Annotated in this window: 21 protein-coding genes; 11 read left to right on the forward strand and 10 right to left on the reverse strand. The window is 56.6% G+C overall.

Annotation, left to right across the window (positions count from 1 at the left end):
* Positions 1 to 30: 30 nt before the first annotated feature.
* The gene (locus BMZ40_RS04065) at positions 31 to 1731 is read left to right on the forward strand and encodes a hypothetical protein (protein ID WP_092372842.1); all 1701 of its coding nucleotides are present in this window, start codon (positions 31 to 33) and stop codon (positions 1729 to 1731) included.
* 42 nt (positions 1732 to 1773) lie between these two features.
* Here BMZ40_RS04065 and nadB read toward each other — a convergent pair whose 3' ends face one another.
* Genes nadB through nadC form a run of 3 tightly spaced genes read right to left on the reverse strand, consistent with a single transcriptional unit; the run spans position 1774 to position 5250 of the window.
* Positions 1774 to 3357 carry an L-aspartate oxidase gene (gene nadB, locus BMZ40_RS04070; protein WP_092372843.1) on the reverse strand — a complete coding sequence of 528 codons (1584 nt, stop codon included), beginning with the start codon at positions 3355 to 3357 and terminating at the stop codon, positions 1774 to 1776.
* Between the two features lie 10 nt (positions 3358 to 3367).
* Complete coding sequence (nadA, locus tag BMZ40_RS04075) at positions 3368 to 4381, reverse strand: quinolinate synthase NadA (protein ID WP_092372844.1); 1014 nt, start codon at positions 4379 to 4381, stop codon at positions 3368 to 3370.
* Positions 4378 to 5250: a carboxylating nicotinate-nucleotide diphosphorylase gene (gene nadC, locus BMZ40_RS04080; RefSeq protein ID WP_092372845.1), complete on the reverse strand. Its 873-nt coding sequence runs from the start codon at positions 5248 to 5250 to the stop codon at positions 4378 to 4380. The genes nadA and nadC overlap by 4 nt, the downstream gene beginning before the upstream one ends.
* Before the next feature lie 181 nt (positions 5251 to 5431).
* Here nadC and BMZ40_RS04085 point away from each other — a divergent pair, with 181 nt between their 5' ends.
* The 4 genes from BMZ40_RS04085 (at position 5432) to BMZ40_RS04100 (ending at position 10671) form a co-directional block, all read left to right on the forward strand.
* Complete coding sequence (locus tag BMZ40_RS04085; RefSeq protein WP_092372846.1) at positions 5432 to 8029, forward strand: tetratricopeptide repeat protein; 2598 nt, start codon at positions 5432 to 5434, stop codon at positions 8027 to 8029.
* A 90-nt stretch (positions 8030 to 8119) separates the two neighbouring features.
* Complete coding sequence (locus tag BMZ40_RS04090; protein ID WP_177193009.1) at positions 8120 to 9652, forward strand: glycosyltransferase family 9 protein; 1533 nt, start codon at positions 8120 to 8122, stop codon at positions 9650 to 9652.
* A gap of 58 nt (positions 9653 to 9710) precedes the next feature.
* Entirely contained in the window at positions 9711 to 10328 is a 618-nt protein-coding gene (locus BMZ40_RS04095) for a DUF8043 domain-containing protein (RefSeq protein ID WP_092372848.1), read from the forward strand.
* Positions 10321 to 10671: a hypothetical protein gene (locus BMZ40_RS04100; RefSeq protein WP_092372849.1), complete on the forward strand. Its 351-nt coding sequence runs from the start codon at positions 10321 to 10323 to the stop codon at positions 10669 to 10671. Before BMZ40_RS04095 ends, BMZ40_RS04100 begins: the two co-directional genes overlap by 8 nt.
* Before the next feature lie 28 nt (positions 10672 to 10699).
* Here BMZ40_RS04100 and BMZ40_RS04105 read toward each other — a convergent pair whose 3' ends face one another.
* Both BMZ40_RS04105 and BMZ40_RS04110 read right to left on the reverse strand, forming a co-directional pair.
* The gene (locus BMZ40_RS04105; RefSeq protein WP_092372850.1) at positions 10700 to 11437 is read right to left on the reverse strand and encodes a purine nucleoside phosphorylase YfiH/LACC1 family protein; all 738 of its coding nucleotides are present in this window, start codon (positions 11435 to 11437) and stop codon (positions 10700 to 10702) included.
* A gap of 2 nt (positions 11438 to 11439) precedes the next feature.
* Positions 11440 to 12030 carry a 5-formyltetrahydrofolate cyclo-ligase gene (locus BMZ40_RS04110; protein ID WP_092372851.1) on the reverse strand — a complete coding sequence of 197 codons (591 nt, stop codon included), beginning with the start codon at positions 12028 to 12030 and terminating at the stop codon, positions 11440 to 11442.
* Between the two features lie 67 nt (positions 12031 to 12097).
* Here BMZ40_RS04110 and BMZ40_RS04115 point away from each other — a divergent pair, with 67 nt between their 5' ends.
* Genes BMZ40_RS04115 through BMZ40_RS04125 form a run of 3 tightly spaced genes read left to right on the forward strand, consistent with a single transcriptional unit; the run spans position 12098 to position 14149 of the window.
* Positions 12098 to 12766 (forward strand): metallophosphoesterase family protein, encoded by a 669-nt coding sequence (locus BMZ40_RS04115; protein ID WP_092372852.1) that lies wholly within the window; start codon positions 12098 to 12100, stop codon positions 12764 to 12766.
* A complete protein-coding gene (locus BMZ40_RS04120) occupies positions 12763 to 13536 on the forward strand; it encodes an exodeoxyribonuclease III (protein ID WP_092372853.1) in 774 nt (257 codons plus the stop codon). The genes BMZ40_RS04115 and BMZ40_RS04120 overlap by 4 nt, the downstream gene beginning before the upstream one ends.
* Before the next feature lie 37 nt (positions 13537 to 13573).
* Complete coding sequence (locus BMZ40_RS04125; protein WP_092372854.1) at positions 13574 to 14149, forward strand: TetR/AcrR family transcriptional regulator; 576 nt, start codon at positions 13574 to 13576, stop codon at positions 14147 to 14149.
* Positions 14150 to 14231: 82 nt separating this feature from the next.
* Here BMZ40_RS04125 and BMZ40_RS04130 read toward each other — a convergent pair whose 3' ends face one another.
* Complete coding sequence (locus BMZ40_RS04130; RefSeq protein ID WP_143075529.1) at positions 14232 to 15185, reverse strand: hypothetical protein; 954 nt, start codon at positions 15183 to 15185, stop codon at positions 14232 to 14234.
* A gap of 177 nt (positions 15186 to 15362) precedes the next feature.
* Positions 15363 to 15713 (reverse strand): DsrE family protein, encoded by a 351-nt coding sequence (locus BMZ40_RS04135; protein ID WP_092188118.1) that lies wholly within the window; start codon positions 15711 to 15713, stop codon positions 15363 to 15365.
* A 159-nt stretch (positions 15714 to 15872) separates the two neighbouring features.
* On the opposite strand from BMZ40_RS04135, the gene BMZ40_RS04140 reads away from it, so the two are divergent.
* Entirely contained in the window at positions 15873 to 16619 is a 747-nt protein-coding gene (locus tag BMZ40_RS04140) for an RtcB family protein (RefSeq protein WP_245751021.1), read from the forward strand.
* A 44-nt stretch (positions 16620 to 16663) separates the two neighbouring features.
* Complete coding sequence (locus BMZ40_RS19465; protein WP_177193010.1) at positions 16664 to 16870, forward strand: hypothetical protein; 207 nt, start codon at positions 16664 to 16666, stop codon at positions 16868 to 16870.
* A 451-nt stretch (positions 16871 to 17321) separates the two neighbouring features.
* Here BMZ40_RS19465 and BMZ40_RS19095 read toward each other — a convergent pair whose 3' ends face one another.
* The 3 genes from BMZ40_RS19095 to BMZ40_RS04155 all read right to left on the reverse strand — a co-directional run bounded on the left by BMZ40_RS19095 (position 17322) and on the right by BMZ40_RS04155 (position 20259).
* Positions 17322 to 17579 (reverse strand): hypothetical protein, encoded by a 258-nt coding sequence (locus BMZ40_RS19095; RefSeq protein ID WP_143075530.1) that lies wholly within the window; start codon positions 17577 to 17579, stop codon positions 17322 to 17324.
* Between the two features lie 118 nt (positions 17580 to 17697).
* A complete protein-coding gene (locus BMZ40_RS04150; protein WP_143075531.1) occupies positions 17698 to 18432 on the reverse strand; it encodes a hypothetical protein in 735 nt (244 codons plus the stop codon).
* A gap of 72 nt (positions 18433 to 18504) precedes the next feature.
* The gene (locus BMZ40_RS04155) at positions 18505 to 20259 is read right to left on the reverse strand and encodes an AIPR family protein (RefSeq protein ID WP_092372857.1); all 1755 of its coding nucleotides are present in this window, start codon (positions 20257 to 20259) and stop codon (positions 18505 to 18507) included.
* A 406-nt stretch (positions 20260 to 20665) separates the two neighbouring features.
* On the opposite strand from BMZ40_RS04155, the gene BMZ40_RS04160 reads away from it, so the two are divergent.
* Positions 20666 to 20940: transposase family protein (locus tag BMZ40_RS04160; RefSeq protein WP_143075532.1), on the forward strand; the 275-nt coding region annotated here is incomplete at its 3' end.

Raw genomic sequence — 20940 nt, forward strand, 5'->3', positions numbered from 1 at the left:
ACGCCTGGTGGATTTGGCAAGGGGAGATAGATGATGCGACAGTCAGGACTTTTTTCGCACTGGAGTTTCGAGTCGTTCGCGCCCGGATCGATTCCCCGGCCCAAATACAATGCCTTTTGCCGGATACATCGGCAGACCAGCACCTGTCTTGAACTCCTGGCCCACTTCGAGGACCTGTCCATGGGCGGGGCGGTGGTGGACTGGTGCCGCATTTCGGGGTTGGCGAATCAGCTGTGCACCGGCATTCGCGATCTTGTGGACCAGTTGCAGGTCATGAACCCCGTGGAATTCATGGACGCCCACGACTGGGTCGCCAAATTGAGCTTTTATACCCGTCTGTCCACCGAACACGCGGCCACGTCCGCCAATCCCCCGTATCTGCTGACGCTCGATTCGCCGGAAGGCAAAGCCTCCTTCTCCTGGATTTCCAAGGGTCTTGGTCCATTGGTCCCTGGCCCGGTTCTCGTTCTCACGCCGTCTTTGTTTCAGTATTTCATTGAAGCCAACGACATGCGTCATAACTTGGACGAATTGTTGCGTCAGTTGGACTTGATGGATGAGCCTGCCACCGAAGATTTGGGTAAGCGTGCCCGTGAGCTGATACGCGGGGGATCGTTGCCGCACCGGCTGCTCACCGAGATGGAGATCGCGGCCGTGGAGCTTGCTCCGGGCGGCAGATTTCTCGAATTGCGCGTGTTTGCCGGCAGCGGCGACGATGCCGTCATGATAGGCAAGGTCGGAGGAGTGCGGCCCACGGAGTTCCTTGAGGCCTGGCTTGAGGCCACAGCCTGCAAGTTTTCACCATCGGCGCTCGCCCTGCGCCTTTCCAAGGGGCTTGCCGATGAGGAACATCCACTCACAGTGGCCGTCTTTCCCGCCGATACGGCTTCGAAAGAAAGGAATTGCGCCCTTTGGGAAGGCGTTCCCGATTCAGCGGCCCTGGTCGCGCGTCTGGACCAGGTTCTGCCCCGCATCACCAGGCTGCACGTTTTCAAGGATCAGGGCGAGGCCTTGCGTCCTGAGCATTGTCGCTCCCTGCACGATCTGATTTGCCTGTGCATGGAACGGGGTCTGGCCCAGATTTTTGCCTTTGCCGGGGAACCTGCCCGGGGTCTGGCCGGAATCAAGCAGCTGCGGCTTGAAATCCCCGTGGTCATCAACATCTTCAATCTGGGCGGCGGGCTTTTTCCGTCAGCGGCGGAGCGGGCCGTCATCTCCACGGAGGATGTCCGTTCCATCCCTGCCTGGTCGTTGCTGCTGGGGCTGGTCTGCCCTGCCGTTTCCTGGTCCGCCGCGCGTCACGAAGAGACCCCGTCGGTGCCGCATTACAGCAGCTACGCGGTTCTTTCCCAGTTTTTCATGCACTGCACCTTGCGACTTGAGCAGAATCTGTATGTTGCGGAATGTTCGTGCGAGGACGGCGTGGAGAAGTACGTCCGTTTTCGTTTCAAGGGCGGGACGGGAACCAGGGCGCAAAGGAGGAGCAGGCTCGGGATCATGCGCCTCATCCTTGAAAGGGAGGGGTTCACGGTCAGTTCGCACGGAGATTATCTTCAGGCCCTGCGCAGCGGTGAGGAAGATGTCCTGCTGCAGCGCAATCTCGTTTGCCTGGGCCTTTTGACAGCCTGGGTGCAGTCTTCGGGAGTGGAAGTCCTGGGGGGCATGTCACCGGAGCAGGGGCGCGACCTTTTTCGCGAGCTGTTTACCGATTTCCTCTTTGATCCAAGCTAGTGCCCTGCCGGGTCTGACTTCGGCCGCGATCAGCCGGGCCTGCTAGTTCTTGCGAAAGTGGCAGCCCCGGCTGGTCTTGTTGCGCAAGGCCGCCGTGGTCACGATGTAGGCGGTCTGACAGCCATGGAAGAGGTCCACCGACTCCTTGCAGATGCGGATTGATTTGTAGAAGGAGTGCAGCCTCTTGTTCAGGTTGCGCAGGTCTTCGAAGGCCCGCTCCAGGCGCGGGGTGGTGCGCATGATGCCCATGTAGTTCCACATGGTGTGTCGGATGGTAGCCCAGTCTTGGTTGATGAGCGCCGGGTCCTCCATCTCGGTCCTGCCGGAGGTGATCCAGTCGGCGATGGAATCCTGAAGTCGCTGACACAATTGGCATGATCCTTCATAGCGTTCATGGATGTCTTCCGCCGCGGCCATGCCCCACAAAAGCCCTTCCAGAAGTGATGTCGAGGCCAGACGGTTGGCCCCGTGCACGCCCGTGCAGGCGATCTCACCGGCCGCATAGAGTCCGTCGAGGGTGCTTCGGCCCCTGTTGTCGACCAGCACCCCGCCGCAGGAATAATGTGCGGCGGGCACCACCGGGATGGGATCCTTGGACATGTCCACGCCGACTTGCTTGCACTTTTCGTGAATTGTCGGGAAGCGTTTGCGCAGGTTCTGGTCCACGTAGTTGGCGGCGTCCAGAAACACGCAGTCCTCTCCGGTCTTGAGCAATTCGTCGACGATGGCCCGGGTCACGATGTCGCGGGGGGCCAGTTCCATGCGTTCATCATAGCGGGCCATGAAGCGTTCGCCCTTGGCGTTGAAGAGACGGGCCCCTTCGCCGCGCACGGCCTCGGAGATGAGAAATTTGCGATCCGCGCGGTGGAAAAGCGAGGTGGGATGAAACTGGATGTATTCCAGGTTCATGACCGTCGCGCCCGCGCGGTGGGCCATGGCCATGCCCGATCCGATGGAGGACGAGGTGTTGGTCGTGTGCAGGAAAATCTGTCCCAGTCCGCCAGTGCACAGGACCGTGTAGTCGGCCAGGATGGTGTTGGGTTCGTTTGTCTCCGAATTGAAAACGTAGGCTCCGACGCACTGGTTGTTCAGTTGGTAGCGGAATTCCAGTTTGGTGGAGTGGTGGCGCGTGGCCAGAAGGTCGATGGCCGTCCGGTTGTAGAGGGTGCGGATGTTGGGATGGATCAGCACTTCGCGGACCAGGCTGTCCTGGATTGCGCGTCCGGTGTAGTCGGCACAGGTCAGGATGCGATGCACCCCGTGGCCGCCTTCCTTGGTCAGATACCAGTCCCCCTGTTCCGTGCGGTCGAAGGGGACCTGCACGCGCTCAAACAGGATCTTTTCCACCGCCTTCGGGCCGTCCTCGCACAGATGGCGCACGGCCGGTTCGTAGTTGTACTCCCAGCCGGCGGTGCCGATGTCTTTCGCCAACTTTTCAGGAGAGTCCTCGCTGCTGCCGTAGACGATGCCGCCCTGTGCCAGGGCTGTATTGCCGTTGTCCAGAGAGGGGCCCGAAGAGAGCAGGGTCACTTCGTGGCCCTTGTCGGCCAGACAGATGGCCGCGGTGCAGCCTGCGATTCCCGAGCCGATGACCAGAACTTCAGTTTTCATGCGGGTGGGTGTCATGACGTATTTCCTAACTGCAGGCGGTCAGCATGCGCTCCAGGGCGATGCGGGCGGGCCGGGCTATGTGTTCCTCGACCCGAACCGGCAGGGCGGTATCAAGCTCCTGCAACATGCGGGCGAGGTTTGTTTCGTTGACCTTGGCCATGTTCGAGCACAGAGCCCTGCGCAGTGGCCGGATGGTCTTGTCGGGATGTCTGGTCGCCAGACGGTTGACCAGGCTCCATTCGGTTCCGACATAGACCGTGCTGCCGCTTTTCGCTTCGGCCACGGCCTTGATGAGGAAGGTGGTCGAACCGGCCCCGTCGGCCATGGATACGACTTCAGGATCGCATTCGGGGTGCACGAAGATCAGGGCATGGGGTTCGCTTGCGCGGATGGCCGTCACCTGTCCGGCGTTGAATTTGGCGTGGACGGCGCACAGGCCCGGCCACAGGTAAAGTTTGCGTGCAGGGTCGGCTGCGGGCACGAAGCGCCCCTGACCCCGAATGTCGAGCCGCTCGATCTCGTTTTCGGACAGACCGAGGATGCGGGCCGTGTTGCGGCCGAGGTTGGCGTCGGGCAAAAAGAGGACCCCGTCCCCCTGGGCAAGGGCCCAGCGCAGCATGGTCGGGGCGTTGGCCGAGGTGCAGACGCTGCCGCCATGGTTGCCGCAGACGGCCTTCACGGCGGCGGAGGAGTTGACGTAGGTCAGGGGGATGATGCGCGCCCCGTCGCGGTTGAGCCGCGAGAGGACCTCTTCTGCCAGGAGGGCCGGAACCATCTCGGCCATGACGCAGCTGGCCCCGAGGTCGGGGATGTGCACCTTCTGTTCCGGCCTGGCCAGGATGGCTGCCGTTTCGGCCATGAAATGCACCCCGCAGAACACGATGTGCCGCGCCTCAAGGCCGTCGATGTGCCTGGCCAGTTCCAGGGAGTCTCCCAGGATGTCGGCGTGCCGGACAACCTCGTCGGCCTGGTAATGATGAGCGAGGATGCACAGCTCTTTGCCGAGCCTGTCCCTGATGGCGGAAATTTCCTGGTTCATGCATTCTCCCGGGAACTTTGTGTCAGGCGCATGGAGAAGTCCGCGACGGTGGCGGAGTGGGTGATGGCGCCGGTTGAGATGAACGTCGGCCGCAATTCGGCCAAGGCGCGGATGGTCGTCAGGGTGACATTGCCGCTGATCTCCGATTCGATGTGAGGCGGGATGAGCCGCAAGGCCTCGGCCGCAGTCCCGACGGGCATGTTGTCAAGCATGATGCGCTGGGGCGAGAGACTCACGGCCTCGCGCACGTCTTCGAGCGTGCGGCATTCCACTTCCAGGGGCGGGCAGATGTCGTAGGCGTTTCTGAGCGCGCACACGGCGGCGGTGATGGAGCCCGCCTGATCGATGTGATTGTCCTTGAGCATGAGCATTTCCTCAAGGTTGGCTCTGTGGTTGTGTCCCCCTCCCATGCGCACCGCGTATTTTTCCAGATAGCGCTGGCCGGGAGTGGTCTTACGGGTGTCCAGCACCCGCACTCCGGTTCCCTCCACCGCCTGCACGAAACGCCTGGTCGCGTTGGCCACGCCGGAGAGGTGGCAGATGAAATTCATGATGACCCGCTCAGCCTTGAGCAAGATGGGTGCCGAACCCCGGATGCGGGCAACCTCCTGGCCGCGCGTGACCGCGTCCGCGTCCGATGCGAGCAGGGTCACGAGGGGCCTTGGGCCGCGCATGCGTTCAAAGACGATGTCGATGAGCGGCAAGCCCGCGACCAGGGTTTCTTCCTTGGCCACGATGGACGCTTCCAGTTGCGAAGCGGGCGGGAACAGGGCTTCGGAGGTCAGATCACGTCCGTCTTCCTCCAGGGCGAGGTCCACGAGGCGGTGCAGCAGGGCCAGTCGGTCGTCGTTGAAATAGAGAGAAAACATGCCGGATTCCTTGCGCAGGAGGGTGATTGGTTTGGCTTGTTGACTAGGAAAAGGACCACCCGTCGTCAAGCCGTAACTGGCCCATCCGCAGGTTGCGCTTGCAGGTGCTGCGTGTCATGTTGGCGCATGCGTTGTATCCAAAAGAACCAGTCGCTTAAAGCGCGTGTGAACGGAGAATGAAATGACCTGCATCGAGCCGCTCCTGGCGAAGGTGACCAAACAAGCCTCACCCAGGTTGCTGAGTAACGGTTTCGTCTGCTGGCTGGTGCACTCGCAGCCTCTGCCGATAAGTTTTCTTCAGACCCTGACTGATATCGGCGGCTGGTCCCTGGCGGAGGAATCATCGCAGACCCTGTGGTTTTTTCCTTCTTCCGAAGTCATGCTCGGGCTGGCCAGACTCTACAACTGGGCCAGGCTTCATCCCATGGCCACGAGCGTGACCGTCTTCGAGGGCAGCCTCATTGTCGATGATAAGCTTGGGCAATCACTCAAGGTCAAGTCCGAACTGCACTCCCTCTGCGTCGAACTTCCCAAGAGGCTCGTTGTCCGCGTCAGCGCGCGCATGCGGGAACTCGGACGAACCCTGACGGGTCTCTCCTTCAAGCAAGTGCAGAATCCGGACGGTCTCCTGGGGGACTGGTTCGAGCTTGAAGGCAGCGAGCAGGTCAGCGTATCCTACAAGTTGAACTGGCTTTGGGTCATCCGCCCTCAAGGCACCCGGCAGGACAAGACCTTCACCAAGGGCTGGCGAGCCTACTACGACCGACTGGAAGCGATCTTCCAGCAGTACAAGGTCTCCTACCTGCTGGCGGAGGATCTGAATCTGGTTCTGCGAGTGACTTCGCCGCGCGTCATGGGCGCTCTGACCTCGGAACTGCTGGGCATGATCGACGACAAGGAGAATCCGGCCTGGCCCTGCAAATACATGGCCGTCGAGATGGGCGACCAGCCCTTCACGCCTGACTTTGCGAGCAAGGTCCGCTATGTCGTGGATTCCCTTGAATCCAATGCCCTGCATCTGCCCCTGGCCACGATTTTCCAGATAGCCGACTCCAGGATCGCGCCGGTGGATTCGCGCGCTTCCATGGACAATTCCAAGCTGTCCGACCTGTTTCAGGTTCGTTTTCATTCCAGCAAGAGCGGGCGGCGGCGCGGCAGCCTGAATGTTTTTCTGCCGACGAGCCTGATTTCCGGTGGCGAGAGCCCCTGTTTCTATTGCGGACTGCGTTCGCACCAGCCGCGAAAATGTCCCACGAGGATGCTGCAATCCGGAAACGTGCAGGTCACGGACATGATTCGTTTTGCCCGCATGGATCTTGACACTCTGCCCGGAATCCTGGCCGGGATTGAAAAGCAGGTCGCCCCCGACGTCATCCGTGGTCTGAACGCGTTGCTGGGGGAAAAGAGCGACCCGGGGATGGTCGTACGGTCCATGTTCGAGGTCAACATGATCTGCCAGCTGCGCATGATGGCTTCCGTCTGGCGCGCCAAGGGCAAGGAATGGCCGCGCGGGATAGAAGACCAGCGGCCCCAAAGCGAGGCGCAACTCTGGGAGGCCTTGGAGGCTCTGCGCACGGGGAGCCGGGAACGGGCCATGGAGAAGGTCGATCATGTCGTGCTCGGTTCGCCCAAGAATTATCAGCCACGGGTGCTTCTTGGTTTCATGGCCATGGAGCGTGATGAATTCAAGCGCGCCATCGGCTTCTGGGAGGAGGCCGAGAGCCTGGCCTATACCAGTCTCCAGCGCTCATACATCCAGCTTCTTCAGGGTCGCCTGCGGGAGATCACAGGCGACTATCCCGAAGCCATCCGTCTTTACGGCCGGGCGCTTGCGGAATCCCCTCGATTCAGTCCGGCCCGTTACAGACAGGCCGTCTGTCTGATCAAGTCGGGATATCTCAACGAAGCCCAGGCGCTCATCCGTGAGCTGATCAAGGACAATCCCGACTACTTCAGCACCGTGCTGCTCGATACCGAGCTGGAGGGCGGGCGTTCCCATCTCTTGAGCGACCTGTGGGAGATCTGGGAAGATGCACGGGCCCGCTCCAGCGAGGTCATCGGCGTGGTGGAGCATCTGCCGGATCTGCTGGCCAAGTGGTTGCCCTCCGATCACGATGCCTACAACATGTTCCATGTGCGCATCGAGGATTTGAACAGTTACGCAGGGGTCAACAACTACGCCTCCATGGCCAAGCTGCTGCGCGGCACCATCGCCATCCGGGCGGACATCCAGACCCGGGTCAAGAAGGACATCAAGGAGCTCGCCAACCGCCGTTCGGTCATCCGCGAGCGGCTCAAGAAGATTCAGCGCGAGGCGTCCTGGTTTCCCTTTCCGTCGATGCTCGGGTCTTTCACCAAGCTCTTCAATGCATGCGGCGAGGGAGTGAGTCTCATCGGCCATCTTGACCTCTACGTTCCCGACAAATTCCGGCAGGGGCACGAGGCCATGCGCCAGGCCGAACAGAATCTGGACAAGCTCGAAAAGAAGCTGCTCTTCCTGCAAGGCGTGCGAAACGGTATCCTTTTTCTGCTGCTGTCCGGCAAGTATCTGCTCATCTTCGAGATCATCGCCTTGCTTCTGGCCGGAGGCGTGTCCCTGGGACTTTACTACCTGGCTCCGGATCAGGTCATCCTGGGGCGGAACCTGCGCCAGGAGCGATGGCTGATCCTCAACATCACGCTCATCTTTTTTTCCTTTCTCGCTTTCGTCGCCACAGCCATCAAGGCCGCGTCGAACTTCGAGACCTACAAGAACGAAATTCTGGACAAGGGGGACTGATGCCCCGCATCCACGCCACGCATGCCTTCCTCGCCCCGACGGCGGTTCGAAATCCCGTGTTTTTGGCACGCCTTTTGTTCATTACCTAGAATGCATACTCTGGTCATCAATTTGACCCGCTTCGGCGATCTGCTGCAGACCCAGCCTGTCTTCAGCGGATTGCGACGGCGGGGCGACAGCGCGGGGCTGGTCTGTCTGGACTCCTTCAAGGGCGCGGCCGTTCTGCTGCGCGATGTGGATCAGGTCCGGGCCTTGCCCGGGGCGCGTCTTCTGGCCCAACTGGACCGGGGTTGGCCCCTGGCCGTGGAAGAACTTGCCTCCTGGCTGGATCAGGGATGGCAGACGCCCTTTGACCGGGTCGTCAATCTCACCCCGACCCTGTCCGCGCGGCTGCTGTCCCGCGCCATGCATGAAGGGCCGGTGGAGGGTTTTGGTCTCGATAGCCATGGTTTCGGCGAGTATTCCACGCACTGGGCGACTTTTCTGCAGGCAGCCTCCGCCCATCGCGGATGCAGCCCCTTCAACCTGGTCGATCTTTTTCAGCGCGTGGCTGGTCTTGATCCTGGGGAATTCAGATTGAAGACGCCCGAGGCTCCCGCGCTGGCGGCGGCGGATGAACTGCTTGGCGGCAAGGGGCGGCGGGTGGCCTTTCAGCTCGGGGCCAGCCAGGACTACAGACGCTGGCCCGTGGCCTCCTTCGTGCGCGCCGGGCGTGTGCTGTGGTCAAGGACCGGGCGTGTGCCCGTGCTCCTGGGCACGGCGTCGGAAGGACATCTGGCGCGGGAATTCATGGACCTGGCCGACTACCCCTGCACGGACCTGACCGGCCGGACCGATCTTACGACGCTGGCGGCGGTGCTGACGCGCATGGATCTTCTGCTGACCAACGACACGGGCACCATGCACCTGGCGGCGGGCCTTGGCGTGCCGGTGGCGGCGATCTTCCTGGCCACGGCCCAGCCCTTCGACACCGGCCCCTATCTGGAGGGCAGCCTGAGCCTGGAGCCCGACCTGCCTTGCCACCCATGCTCCTTCGGGGAGAAATGCCCCCATGGACTGATCTGCCGCGATTCCATCGAGGGGGAGGCCGTCGGGGACATGCTGGCCGGGTATCTGGATGGGCAAGCCTGGAGCGTCACGCCCGGTTTCAAGGGACGAGTCTGGCAGGCCCGGCGTGATGAGTCCGGATTCATGGATCTTTTTTCCGTGTCCGGCCACGAGGGCCAGGATCGCAGCCGCTGGATCAGAATTCAGCGCGAGGTCTATCGTCAATTTCTTGACCAGAAGCCCGGTGCGGGAAATTTTTCCTGGCCCGGGCCGGGTTCCGATTTCCGGGACGCCCTGGTGCGCGATCTCGAACACGCCGCCCTCATGCTGACCCTGGTCGAAGAGCAGGGCCGGATTCTGGCGCTCCGTCCGGATGCGCCAATGAAACCGAAATTTCTTGTTAACTGTCAGAATTTAGAAGATTTTTTTTCGCGCAGCCCCTCGCTTGGGATACTTGCTCCCATGTGGCGCTTCCAGTCCAGGGCCGAGTCCGTGAGCATGACGGCGTTCCTTGAATTGTGCGCCAGGTACCGTGGACTGCTCGATGTTTTCAGGCAACGGCTTGCGCTGGCATGAATGTTGATTAAGTCCGGACATACGGCAAAATTATTCCCAGTAGGCGGAGGACAGGAAAATGATCATTATAGACGGCCAGCAGAGCCCACTTGAGGTTCGTCAATTCGAAAATCTTGAACAGATCATCGAAAAAGTCATGGAAGACATACGCATGAACAGTCGTATCGTGACCGATGTCCTGGTCAACGACGAGGCTTTTTCGGAGATTTACCCTCATCAGGCCGAGGACATGGACGCCTCGCATATCAATCGGGTGGAAATTGTTTCCGTGCCCACCGCAGAAATGGCCCAGGACATCACCCGCGAATTGTACAAGGTCGTGACTCTGATGGGCAAGGCCGGGCGGCAGGTGGCGGATTTCTTCCGTCAGGCGGATGACGATCAGGCCCTGGAGCTTTATGGCGATCTGCTGGAAGTGAACCGCGACTTTCTGAACATGGTCGGCGTGCTTCGCAATGAATTCGCTACGGATACGTCCGCCGAATTCGAAGCGTCGCTGTCGGATCTTTCGTCTCTTTTTTCGGAGATGATCGAGATTCAGGAGAACGAGGACTGGATTCTGCTCGCGGATCTGCTCGAGTATGAATACCTGCCCGTGGTCGAGAAGACCAAGAACATGGTCGCCCGTTTGCGCGAGTCGGTCAGGGTTTCGGTCAGGAAGGAACAGAATGGCTGAATCACGCGATACCTACGAGCACATCATGGCGCTTGGCCAGGAAGAGCTGGGACTGATCGCGAGCCAGGATGCCGATCGTCTCGGGACGGTGGCGCGGGAGCGGGAGACAGCCATCATGGCCTTCATGAATTGCGACATGGGTGAGCAGGACAAGGCTTTCCTGGAAAAGCTCAAAAGCATCCAGGACATGAACACGCACCTGCACCATGAGGCCAGGACCTTGCATCAGTCCTTGAAGGAAGAGCTTTTGAAGGTGCGTCAGGAAAACAAGCGCATCGGGGGGTACCGAAACGGCGCCCTGATCACGCCCCTGGGCCGCCACGCGTTGAGTCGCAAGGGTTGAAACGGGTGCCGCTCCAGTGCCGGAGCGGCTACCTGATCCAGATGACGCCCACCTGTCGGCCGGTGATCTTGTCCCGGCGGTAGGAAAAGAACTCCGGGGACGAAGCCGTGCACAGGTCCAGCGCAAAGATGTTGCCGGAGGGAATGCCCGCCCCGATGAGCTGCTCGCGGGTCAGGCTCCACAGATCCATGCAGCGCGTGGCCGGATTGAAGCAGGATGAGAATCCTGGGCCCCATTCGGTCTCGAAATTGACGAATTCGCTCCTGCCCGGGCCAAGGCTCGGGCCGCGCACGGCCATGATTCCGGAAGGATCAAGACCGTAGGCGGCGCAGAAGTCGCGCACTCCGGCAGCGGGAAAGTTGCCGGCGTTGCCTCTCCAGCCGCAGTGCAGGGCGGCAACGTGCCGTCCGGCGGCGTCCGCCAGCAGAATGGGCTGACAGTCGGCGGTCTTGATGACCAGTCCGTGCCCGGGTCGGTCCGTGCCCAGGCCATCTCCCTCCAGCCTTGCCCCATCAAAGCAATCATCCTCCAGATTCATGTGCATGGTCTGTCCGTGCACTTGCCTGAGCTCCTGCCAGACCCCAAAGCCCAGGGCCCTTCGCAGTTCCGCCCTGTTGGCCCGCACGGCCTTCTCATCGTCTCCGACCTCAAGCGACATGTTGGACTCGGCGTAGGCGCCCGTGCCGTGACCGCCCTGGCGGGTGGTGAAGACGCAGCCGACATTGTCAAGGCCGGGAAAATGAAAATCGATATATTTGAGAGACATGGCTAACGCTCCATAGGGATGTGCAGGATGGATTCGGGGGTGACGATCATTTCCACCGGCCTGTCCCATGGTTCGACCGGAATGCTGTCCAGGACCTGAAAGGCGTAGGCCGGGCCGACCAGCAGGGGGGCGTGGCCGAGGGTGGGCAGAAAGCGGTCGTAATAGCCGCCTCCGAAGCCGAGGCGGTATCCGCGCCGGTCGAAAGCCAAGGCCGGAAGAATGATGACCTCGGGCTCTGGGGACGAGACCAGCCGGGCCCGCTCGGCCTGAGGTTCGATCAGGCCGAAGCAGCCGGGGCCCAGTTCCTCGCGGGAGGTTACGCTGTACGCGTCCATTATGCCGGGGGCGTTGTCGCGGCAGCCGGGCAGAAGGACTTCGCTGCCGCGCGCCCAGAAATGGTCCAGCAGGGGCCATGTGTCGACTTCGCCCCGGGCCGGAAGATATAGCATGACGCTGGAGGCGAGGCGGATGCGCTCCAGGGACAGCAGGTTGGCCCGGATGCGGGCGCTGTCTTCCTGCACCAGGTTCAGGGGCAGATCCTGACGCCGTTTGCGCAGGGCAATTCGCAGAAGGTTTTTGCTGGACTCTTGCATGACGTGAGGCGCTCCTTTACCATGCCGTGAAAACACGACATTTACTCAAAGAGGGGATGACAGGCAAATGGCAAACCGCTTTTGGATAGTTTTTGGGGACATTCATGAACGCATCGGAGCCGTGGAACGGATCGACGATCTCGGCCGCGCCGACGGTGTTTTCCTGTCCGGGGATCTGACCAACCTTGGCACGCGTGAGAGCGCCGGGCGCATCGTTTCCGCCGTGGCCGCGATCAATCCGCGCATCCATGCCCAGATCGGGAACATGGACACCCCGGCCGTGGACCGGGTGCTGACCGAGCAGGGGATCAACGTTCACGCCCGGGTCGTGGATCTTGGCGGCGGAGTCTGCCTGGCCGCCGTGGGCTACTCCACTCCCACCCCCTTCGGCACGCCTTCCGAGGTTGATGAAAACCAGGTCTGCCAGTGGACTCACGACGTGCTGGAGCAAGCCGGAGCCTTCGAGCAGGTCATTCTCATGGTGCACACTCCGCCGCGCGCGGAAGTGGTCGACAAGCTGCCTTCGGGAGCCCATGTCGGCAGTCCGGGGGTGCGCGCACTGATCGAGAAATATCAGCCCGCCATCGTCGTCACCGGCCACATCCACGAAGGAGCCGGCGAGGAGATGATCGCCCGGTCGCACGTGCTGAACCCCGGAGCCTTTGCCCAGGGCGGCTATGTGCGCATCGACGAGACTCCGTCCGGCCTTGTGGCGGTATTGCGGAGCGTGGCATGATCCTGCGCATGTATTCCTGGAACGTGAACGGATTTCGGGCCGTCCTTGGCAAGGGCTTCCGCGACTGGCTCGATCGGGTCGCACCCGACGTGCTCGGCCTGCAGGAGGTCAAGGCCGAGGAGGACCAGGTCGGCGGGGATCGCCTCTTTGATGGCTATCACTGCTACTGGAACGCCGCGCGCAGCAAGAAGGGCTATTCCGGCACGGCCTGCTACAGCCGCCTTGAGCCCCTGGCCGTGCACCGGGGCCTGCCCGATGCGCGGTTTCAGGGCGAGGGCCGGGTCATCCGCCTTGAGTTCGAGAAATTTCATTTTTTCAACATCTATTTTCCCAATGGTCAGATGAGCCAGGATCGCCTCGATTTCAAGATGGGCTTCTACGACGCATTTCTGGACCACGCCCAGGAGCTCAGGCGGGACAAGCCCATCGTGGTCTGCGGGGATTTCAACACCGCCCACCGCGAGATTGATCTGAAGAATCCCAAGGCCAACGAGAAGACATCCGGTTTTTTGCCCATCGAGCGGGCCTGGCTGGATCGTTTCGTGGCCCACGGCTATGTGGACACGTTTCGCCACTGCCACGGGGACGTGGAGGATGCCTACTCGTGGTGGACGTACCGCTTCGGGGCCAGATCAAGAAACGTGGGGTGGCGCATCGATTATTTTTTCGTCTCCGAGGAACTTCGCGGCGCGGTCAGGGACGCATGGATCGACGCCGATGTACTCGGGTCCGACCATTGCCCTGTAGGCCTGGCGCTTGAATTGCCGTAATAATGACGGGGAGCTCTTATGAGAAGGATGGACACAGGTGAGTAAACGCGACGAAATTCTGGCGGCGGCCCAGGCCCTTTTTGCCGAATACGGCTACGCCGGAACGACCATGCGCATGATCGCCGAGCGTGCGGGGGTGGCGTTCGGACTTGTGTCCCATTATTTCGGAAACAAGGAGAAGCTGTTCCTGGTGGCCGGTCACGAGATGATCGACGCCATGCTGCTGGGCATCAGACGGGACACGGAGGCGGCGCAAAACGGATTGCAGGCCGTGGATATTTTTGTGAATTCCTACCTCTCCTACACCCTGGCCAACCGGGCGACCTTCCCCACCCTGATCCGCTGCTCGCCTTTCAGCGACGACAATCCGCATCTGGATCGCCACAAGATCGGCGCGAAATTCAAGGAATTGATCAGAGAGATCGAGATCAATCTGGAGCGCGGCATCGCCGACGGAACCATTGCCCAGGTTCCGGTCGAGGACTGCGCGCTCATGATCTACGCGGCCATGGTCGGGGCGGTACGCACGGTTTTTCTGAGCCCCTTCGGAGAACCGGGGCTGTTCGAGGAAACCCGCAGGTTCATTCTGCGGTCGTTGCGTCGGAGCGATTAAATGGAGTTGTAAGCGCTTTTCGGCACGATTGTGACGGATCGGGCGCGTTGTCAGGTCTTTGCCAGGTTCAGACGTTTTTCGATCATCCTCCGAAAAATTCCCGCACCGAACTGAAATTGGAGATGATCCCGTCCCACATGCGCAGAGCATCTTCTCTGGCCTCGATTCGGCAGGACATTTTGATCTGTATGTGCGGTTTTTGCGGGTCCCCGCCTGCGCCTTCATATTCCCAGCAGGCCGTTAGCCTGGGGACATCGGGACAGTCCTTGTCCTTGGGTTGGAGGATGTAAATCTCCTCCAAACCTTTCAAACCGGCCAGGACGTTTTCTCGTGAGCGCAGAATCTTCAGTTCGATCCGGTACTTGCTGGTCACCGGTTTGACGGCTTCAGTGATGCGGGGCGGGTCACAGGGATGAGCGAAAAGATGGGCGTCAAAGCGCAGGCGAATCCTGTGCAATGATTCGGACGGCGGCCTTTCCAGGCTCATGCCGGCCTGTTCGCTCCATGTTTTCAAGCCTTCGACTCTCCCTGCGGAGAAAAAAAAGCCGGCTGGCGAAACAATCTCGCTGCCGTAATGATACTTTCTGAAAAGATTCAGGATCGGTCCGTTTACGGTAAGGCATGGCCCGCACGTGTCGAAGGGCCGGTTTTCTGTCAGGCACAGGATCGCTTCCGGCATGCCTATATAGACTTCAAGGTTGTGGTTGGCCTTGCTGCTGTTGCAACAGCGCAACATGGCAGGAAATCCGCAGAGGTCGCTGACATCCGTTTCATCCCATGTCTCACGGATAGACAGCCCCCTGATTTCGTTTGCCATGCCCGCTTTCGTTCCGAGCGATTCCTTGAGCGCGTCCAGGTTGCGTTTATTTAGTCCGGGTTTCCAGGGAAATTCCTCGACGGCTATGCCGTTGACTTTAAACCATGTCGCGGAAAGCTCCATGCTTTCGTGTACGGGTAACACGAACCGTCCCACTGGGCGCATGACCATGGAGCAAGGCGGGAACTTCGGATCGGGGGTGGCAGTGTCGGTAACCATGAAATGGAACCCTCCCAAAAAAAGATTGGCAAGCAGGATCTGCAAAGAGGTCGCTGCAAAACCGGACAATGTAAATTTTGTTCCGATTTGATGGTAAAATCAATCTTTGTAATGGTAGAATTTTCAGTATTCTGCCGTGAGTGACGTATTTTCGTTATACCCAAAAGGTGCTGCCGCCTAGAAATTGAAGACTTTCGCTTCCGCAGCCAGGTCGATCAGGTGCGGCCCCCCGTCCAGAGCCATGTTGGCGTAGAATCGCGCTTCGTCCACGCCCCTGTTTCTCGCGCAGGGCGTGCAGATTCCGATTTCGATTTCCTCTTCGACAAGATAGGGCAGGTAGTCGCCCGGGCAGTCGCCGGTCAGGGTCTTCTGGCCCGTATCCCTGGACATGTCCGCCCAGAGCACTCCTCCGTCGATGAAGAACAGATTGACATGATGCCCTTTGGAGTGGGCGATGCGAGCGAACTGAAAGCAACGTGTCGCCGCCTCGTTGTCGTCCTTGCCGAGAATAAACAGGAATTTGGCCATTTCATCCTCCCGTGTTACGAATGCGCTTCACTAGAATGCTTTATTCGTAAAATCAATGCATTCTGAGAAGGACCTCTTGGAAAGTATGCGCGAATGCGTGCGTCGTTCTGTATCTTGGCCGCTCTTGGTCAATATTCCAGCTTTCCCTCTCTTGGAGAAATGTCAAAAAACGGATACGTGAATTTCATGTCCATGAACAGCCGCAATATGGAAAAAAAGCTGCCGTTTCGTCCGGTAGCCCTCGGCATTCCCGAGCGTCTTATGCCCGTGGTCCTCGATTGCGCGCGGCAGCTCGAAGACGAGGGGGTGCGCGGCAAGGCCCTGCGCCGTCTTTTCGTCCGCCTGGCGCAGGATCCGAAGTCGTTCGCGGACCATCCGGTCCTGGGCGGACTGGCCGGGATGCTTGGTGGCGGGTCGTCGCCGGGCGCGGCCGTTTCCGTGACGGAGGTTCCCTGGCGGGCCTGGGGCGAAGATCTCGATCCCAAGGCGGTGCAGCAACTCCGTGACGGATGCGGCTTGCCGGTGGCCGTGAGCGGGGCGCTCATGCCCGACGCCCATGTCGGCTACGGCCTGCCCATTGGCGGCGTGCTGGCCGTGGCGGACGCGGTCATTCCCTACGGCGTCGGCATGGACATCGCCTGCCGGATGAAGATGAGCGTCTTTGCGGTGTCCCCGGACCTGGTCGACACGCACGGCGACGAGCTGGCGCGGGCCATCGAGCAGGAGACCTGCTTCGGTGTCGGCGGCCAGTTCAAGGTTCGCAAGGATCATGCGGTCATGCACGATGACTGGGGTTTTTCTCCAGTGACGCGGCGGATGCGCGACACGGCCTGGGCCCAGCTCGGGACCAGTGGCAGCGTTTCCCTGATTGAGAAAAAATTAGTCAAAAATTGTCAATTATCCTGAAGGAGCCAATGAGGTTTTATTGTCTTGCGGGATGATAATCAGTGTTGTTCAATTCCATCGAAACCATCCTTTGGCGGATATGGTTCGTTGCCATGGCTGCCCTTGTTCTGAATCTTCCCGTCCTTGCCATGGATGAAGAACTAGGTGACTTGATACTAGCTGAACTTCCGTCCGGCATCAACGGCATCAATCCGAGAAGAATTCCACAACCGGAATGGCTTTCTGAAGATGAAGGCGGAATCGGGGAATGAGGTCGCTCTTGCGGTTCTGCAATCACACAACGGCGCGTCGATGAAAAGGACGTCACGCCGCCCAAGCCGAAGCCAAGCGTAACCCATTAGGCGGATAACTAAAGGCAACGTGCTTTATCTGCTATCTGACGGCCGCATGATCAAGGATTGCGGTCAAGCGATCCATTTTTCGGCAAATAGCCAGGCGGCCAAGGCCATGGCTCAGGAGATTGCCTGACGTAAGTTTGGTCCGAAATTTGGATTGCTAGGCAACACCATCAAGAATTAGGAAAAGCGCATATCGAAGCAGGCATGTGTAAGTCAGATGAAGATATCTGCGAAGGCTGCAAGAAGAAGCAGAGAGGCAGGTTTGGAAGGGTATAGGACTATCGCCCTGTAAAGCAGCTAAAAATGCGAGGGTTTCGGAGGTTTTTCCTAACGCTTTGTAATCGCTATACTTCAATGCACAATCTTAACTTTTCACTACTTTGAGGTTTAGTGTTACTACAACTTTTGATGAACCATCTTTTGTCTGTTTGACCTCAATTTTTTGTATTCTCGCATTTATGTCTTCAGGTAGCTCTTTAGGGTTTCCGTTTACAAAAAATTTTGTCTTAGAATTATGTGTCAATCTCGATATAAACCCATCTGTAATATATTTTTCCACATCAAGGGGTTTAGAGATCAATTCCAATTTATGTTGCAGATCACGCAGCATTTCTTCATTCATAATTTCACCTTTATTGAAGCTATTAACATTTAGATGGCTATAACAAAAAAATTAGCGAAAAGATTGTCTACTCGCCTTTGTTGACAACTTGTTTTCTTGTCTTGTCTGGCACTTGAATTTATTTTTTTGATTCATGAATTTCAAACGTGGAAATCATACGTTTATGGCCATGTATGAACACTAAATCAATTCTCTCCTGCAGTTGTTCTGCAAATAGAGCATCAATAATTTGTCTATCTTTGTTGTACGGATTTGTAAGGCATTCTATGCACACTGTGTCATAAGGTCGCTCGCCAAAGTCCAAATCACATTCGCCTGCCGCCTCTTTAGCCCTATTTTTTATCGGATAACGACCATATCCAAGAAACAGTTCCATGAGTTTCGATAATACCAACTTTTCCTGTTCAGATAACTCCAATTCAATATCTTTAGCTAAGCGAATGAGATTGTGAGTATTGAGTGCATCGGGGAGTTTGCTGAATCCAATATTGTTTGGAAACTTGTCAAGCCAAATACCTTTGAATAGATTTTCCAACGAGAGATGCACTAATAGGTAGTACGTGTCGAAATCGGGTAAATAACTATCCTGATTATTCGACAGGATTTTATTGATACCATCATGTAGCTGCCAACGATAAAATCTAGAAAATTTGAAATTAGCCCTTTCAAGTTCAGAAACAATAAATACCCTTACCGATTCATTTGCGTTGTAAAAAATGTCTGCATCCCTTTTTAAACGCATTCCTTTTGAAATCCAGTGCATTGGTTGCTGGCCGAGCTTAAACATCTGTTGGTTAAAGTCGCTTGTTCTTTCACATCCAAGAAAAAGATAATGATAAGATTTTTCTGTCATTGGATGTTCAACTCATCAGCTAACATATATTCCATTTTGTCAAAGAAACGCATAAGCTGTTGCAATGGAGATTTATTTTTTACTTATTGATACGTATTTTTTAAACTTTTGAAACACAGAGCTATTGGCTACCGATGTGGCTTGTACCAAGCTTCTGAAAGTATTTTGTGCCGTGTTCACTTTCTCTGAGTTTTTGAGTCCATCTGAAAATGCCTCAGACAGTTGCGGTGAAAATGGGGAGGTAACTTTGACGATCTGCGACCAGTATCGTGCCCCCTCAACAGGTGATGTCTTGTCATCAAATGATGTCTTGAATCGATTTGGTATTTTGTGGCCGATTATCGTTTCAAGCGCCCCAGCGATTGCTGACACCAACAGGTAGGTAGATCCACGATGCCTAAAATATTCGAGCAAAGTATCTTCTTGACTGGTTAACGAATTGGGCTTTGCCTTAAACTTGACAACTAATTCCTGTTTTTCTTCTTCGACAGCTCGAAGTAAAGAATACGCAAACACGACGTGAGCTCCTGTTACATCTTCTGGAAAGTACCGCGCATAAAGCTTGTCTGACACCCAAATATTCGATTTTTGGTTATATGCTACAACAGGATCACCATGGAACGCTGCAAGCGCTTGACCAACAGTATATGAAGGCAGGAGTTTTTTACTCCTTGATATCACATCTGAATGGCCGCCTCGGCGCCCGCCTTCATATTCTGCATCAATAATTTGTGCAATTTGCTCTTTAAGTCTTTTTTGAATCCTGTCAGTGCTTCTAAAATCTGATGCAGTTATTTTATTTTGGCTGTTATTGAATTGGATCACATTTCTAACAAGTTCTGAATCAGGCGCCTGTACAAAACGGGCTGGTACCATAACTCTATGATTAGGCAGTTTTCCCAATGAACCGATGGCGCCTGTGGTTTGTGCCCCGTTGACAATCGATATTCCATTTATTTTCAATTTATTTTTTTTGCCTTTTTTAATGAGCTCAAAACTATTTACCAAAACAGTGATGCCGTTGTTGTAAACCCAAAAATCGCCTGGACTAGTTTCAGCGGATTTTTTTATACCATTGTTTATATTTGCGTCGCTTTTACGAGAACCAAGATAATCACGGACATTTGCAGAAAAGAGCTTCGATTTATGTTTCCGATACAAAATACTTAGAACGCGAGCTGGTATTGGAGCAACGTAGGCGCGCCAATTATCACCTTTAACTTCAAAACCGCCTTCGATTTCGATTTCGATAGTATCGGAAACAAGGATTGGCGACAAAGTATCGTTGTACCACTCTTCAAAACGTCCTCTTCCGACTTCATGGGCAGAAACCTGGACTTTGCTGGCGTTAGTCATGCTCGTCAAAGCTGCTTTAGCACTCGCTTCGACTGTCTTTAATTCATTTTTGACGTTATCAGATTCTGGAAGGTTGTGGATATACCAAAACTGAAGATGACGGATCTGTCCATCTTCGATTGCTGTTCGAAGTTCTTGGGCAAGTTGTTTCAATCTGACTGGAAGATCTTTAAGTTGTCTCTGTAAAAGCCAACCAATTGCAGTGTTAAGATCGCTCGCCTTGTTTGCAGGTGCAGATTGCTTTTGTTTAGCGCATGTGTAGCATTGAGCTATAACAGCTATTTCTTCTTCTAAATCTATATGAAGAATATCACATTTTTTATCATCACTTCCATCAGTGATTGACTCAGCAGCGACACTATGTAAGTCATCAATTTGATACCTCAAAGCAAGAGCGAATAAACCAAGAGCATTGTCGCCATATACGTTTAAGTCATTTCTTGCCGCTAATGCTTGTTCCCAATTTTCCACGGATTGCCCCCTTTGAGCATTTATGACACCCTACAGTGCTATTATCTAGACTTCGCTAACTGACCGTCCTCTGAGTATTGAATTTTTTGCTACCAATTCATACCTCGCCTTGCAGGTACCAACAACATATTTTATTGACTATTATTTGCTGTCGATGGTTATAAATCGACTTTGAAGTCAGCTTTGTGTGTTGCTTGAAATCTTGTTTATGCCTTAAAAATTCCAAGTGGACAAATTAATGATACAGCAGTCATATTCAAAGATACGGTAGCGGAGGCGTGAATTTTTCCTGATGTATGCAAAGGATTTGGCTTATGGACGACAACAACTTCTTTTGTGGTTCCTCGCTGTTTCAAGTGGGTAGGAGCCTTGAACCCCTGACCACATCCGGGTAATTCGTTCGCCTATGAAAGACACCGACCTTTTCCAACTGGCCCTTGGCTTAACCCCTCCGTGGGAGGTGGTTTCTTGCGAATTCGACCCGCAACAAAAGCGCCTCGACATCAGACTTGGCTTTCCTCGCGGCAGCATGTTCGCTTGCCCCGAATGCGGTCAAATGGGTCTCAAGGCTCACGACACCGTTGAGAAGACATGGCGTCATCTGAACTTTTTCCAGCATGAGGCCTACCTTTCGGCAAAAGTCCCTCGGGTTGGATGTGGCAAGTGCGGAGCCAAGCTCCT

It is taken from the genome of Desulfomicrobium apsheronum (assembly GCF_900114115.1).
GTDB lineage: Bacteria > Desulfobacterota > Desulfovibrionia > Desulfovibrionales > Desulfomicrobiaceae > Desulfomicrobium > Desulfomicrobium apsheronum.

Excerpts from the sequence above, each read along its gene's own strand:
- BMZ40_RS04065 (WP_092372842.1), top strand. The coding sequence starts at position 31 with ATGATGCGACAGTCAGGACTTTTTTCGCACTGGAGTTTCGAGTCGTTC.
- nadB (WP_092372843.1), bottom strand. The coding sequence starts at position 3,357 with ATGACACCCACCCGCATGAAAACTGAAGTTCTGGTCATCGGCTCGGGA.
- nadA (WP_092372844.1), bottom strand. The coding sequence starts at position 4,381 with ATGAACCAGGAAATTTCCGCCATCAGGGACAGGCTCGGCAAAGAGCTG.
- nadC (WP_092372845.1), bottom strand. The coding sequence starts at position 5,250 with ATGTTTTCTCTCTATTTCAACGACGACCGACTGGCCCTGCTGCACCGC.
- BMZ40_RS04085 (WP_092372846.1), top strand. The coding sequence starts at position 5,432 with ATGACCTGCATCGAGCCGCTCCTGGCGAAGGTGACCAAACAAGCCTCA.
- BMZ40_RS04090 (WP_177193009.1), top strand. The coding sequence starts at position 8,120 with ATGCATACTCTGGTCATCAATTTGACCCGCTTCGGCGATCTGCTGCAG.
- BMZ40_RS04095 (WP_092372848.1), top strand. The coding sequence starts at position 9,711 with ATGATCATTATAGACGGCCAGCAGAGCCCACTTGAGGTTCGTCAATTC.
- BMZ40_RS04100 (WP_092372849.1), top strand. The coding sequence starts at position 10,321 with ATGGCTGAATCACGCGATACCTACGAGCACATCATGGCGCTTGGCCAG.
- BMZ40_RS04105 (WP_092372850.1), bottom strand. The coding sequence starts at position 11,437 with ATGTCTCTCAAATATATCGATTTTCATTTTCCCGGCCTTGACAATGTC.
- BMZ40_RS04110 (WP_092372851.1), bottom strand. The coding sequence starts at position 12,030 with ATGCAAGAGTCCAGCAAAAACCTTCTGCGAATTGCCCTGCGCAAACGG.
- BMZ40_RS04115 (WP_092372852.1), top strand. The coding sequence starts at position 12,098 with ATGGCAAACCGCTTTTGGATAGTTTTTGGGGACATTCATGAACGCATC.
- BMZ40_RS04120 (WP_092372853.1), top strand. The coding sequence starts at position 12,763 with ATGATCCTGCGCATGTATTCCTGGAACGTGAACGGATTTCGGGCCGTC.
- BMZ40_RS04130 (WP_143075529.1), bottom strand. The coding sequence starts at position 15,185 with ATGGTTACCGACACTGCCACCCCCGATCCGAAGTTCCCGCCTTGCTCC.
- BMZ40_RS04135 (WP_092188118.1), bottom strand. The coding sequence starts at position 15,713 with ATGGCCAAATTCCTGTTTATTCTCGGCAAGGACGACAACGAGGCGGCG.
- BMZ40_RS04140 (WP_245751021.1), top strand. The coding sequence starts at position 15,873 with ATGTCAAAAAACGGATACGTGAATTTCATGTCCATGAACAGCCGCAAT.
- BMZ40_RS19095 (WP_143075530.1), bottom strand. The coding sequence starts at position 17,579 with ATGAATGAAGAAATGCTGCGTGATCTGCAACATAAATTGGAATTGATC.
- BMZ40_RS04150 (WP_143075531.1), bottom strand. The coding sequence starts at position 18,432 with ATGACAGAAAAATCTTATCATTATCTTTTTCTTGGATGTGAAAGAACA.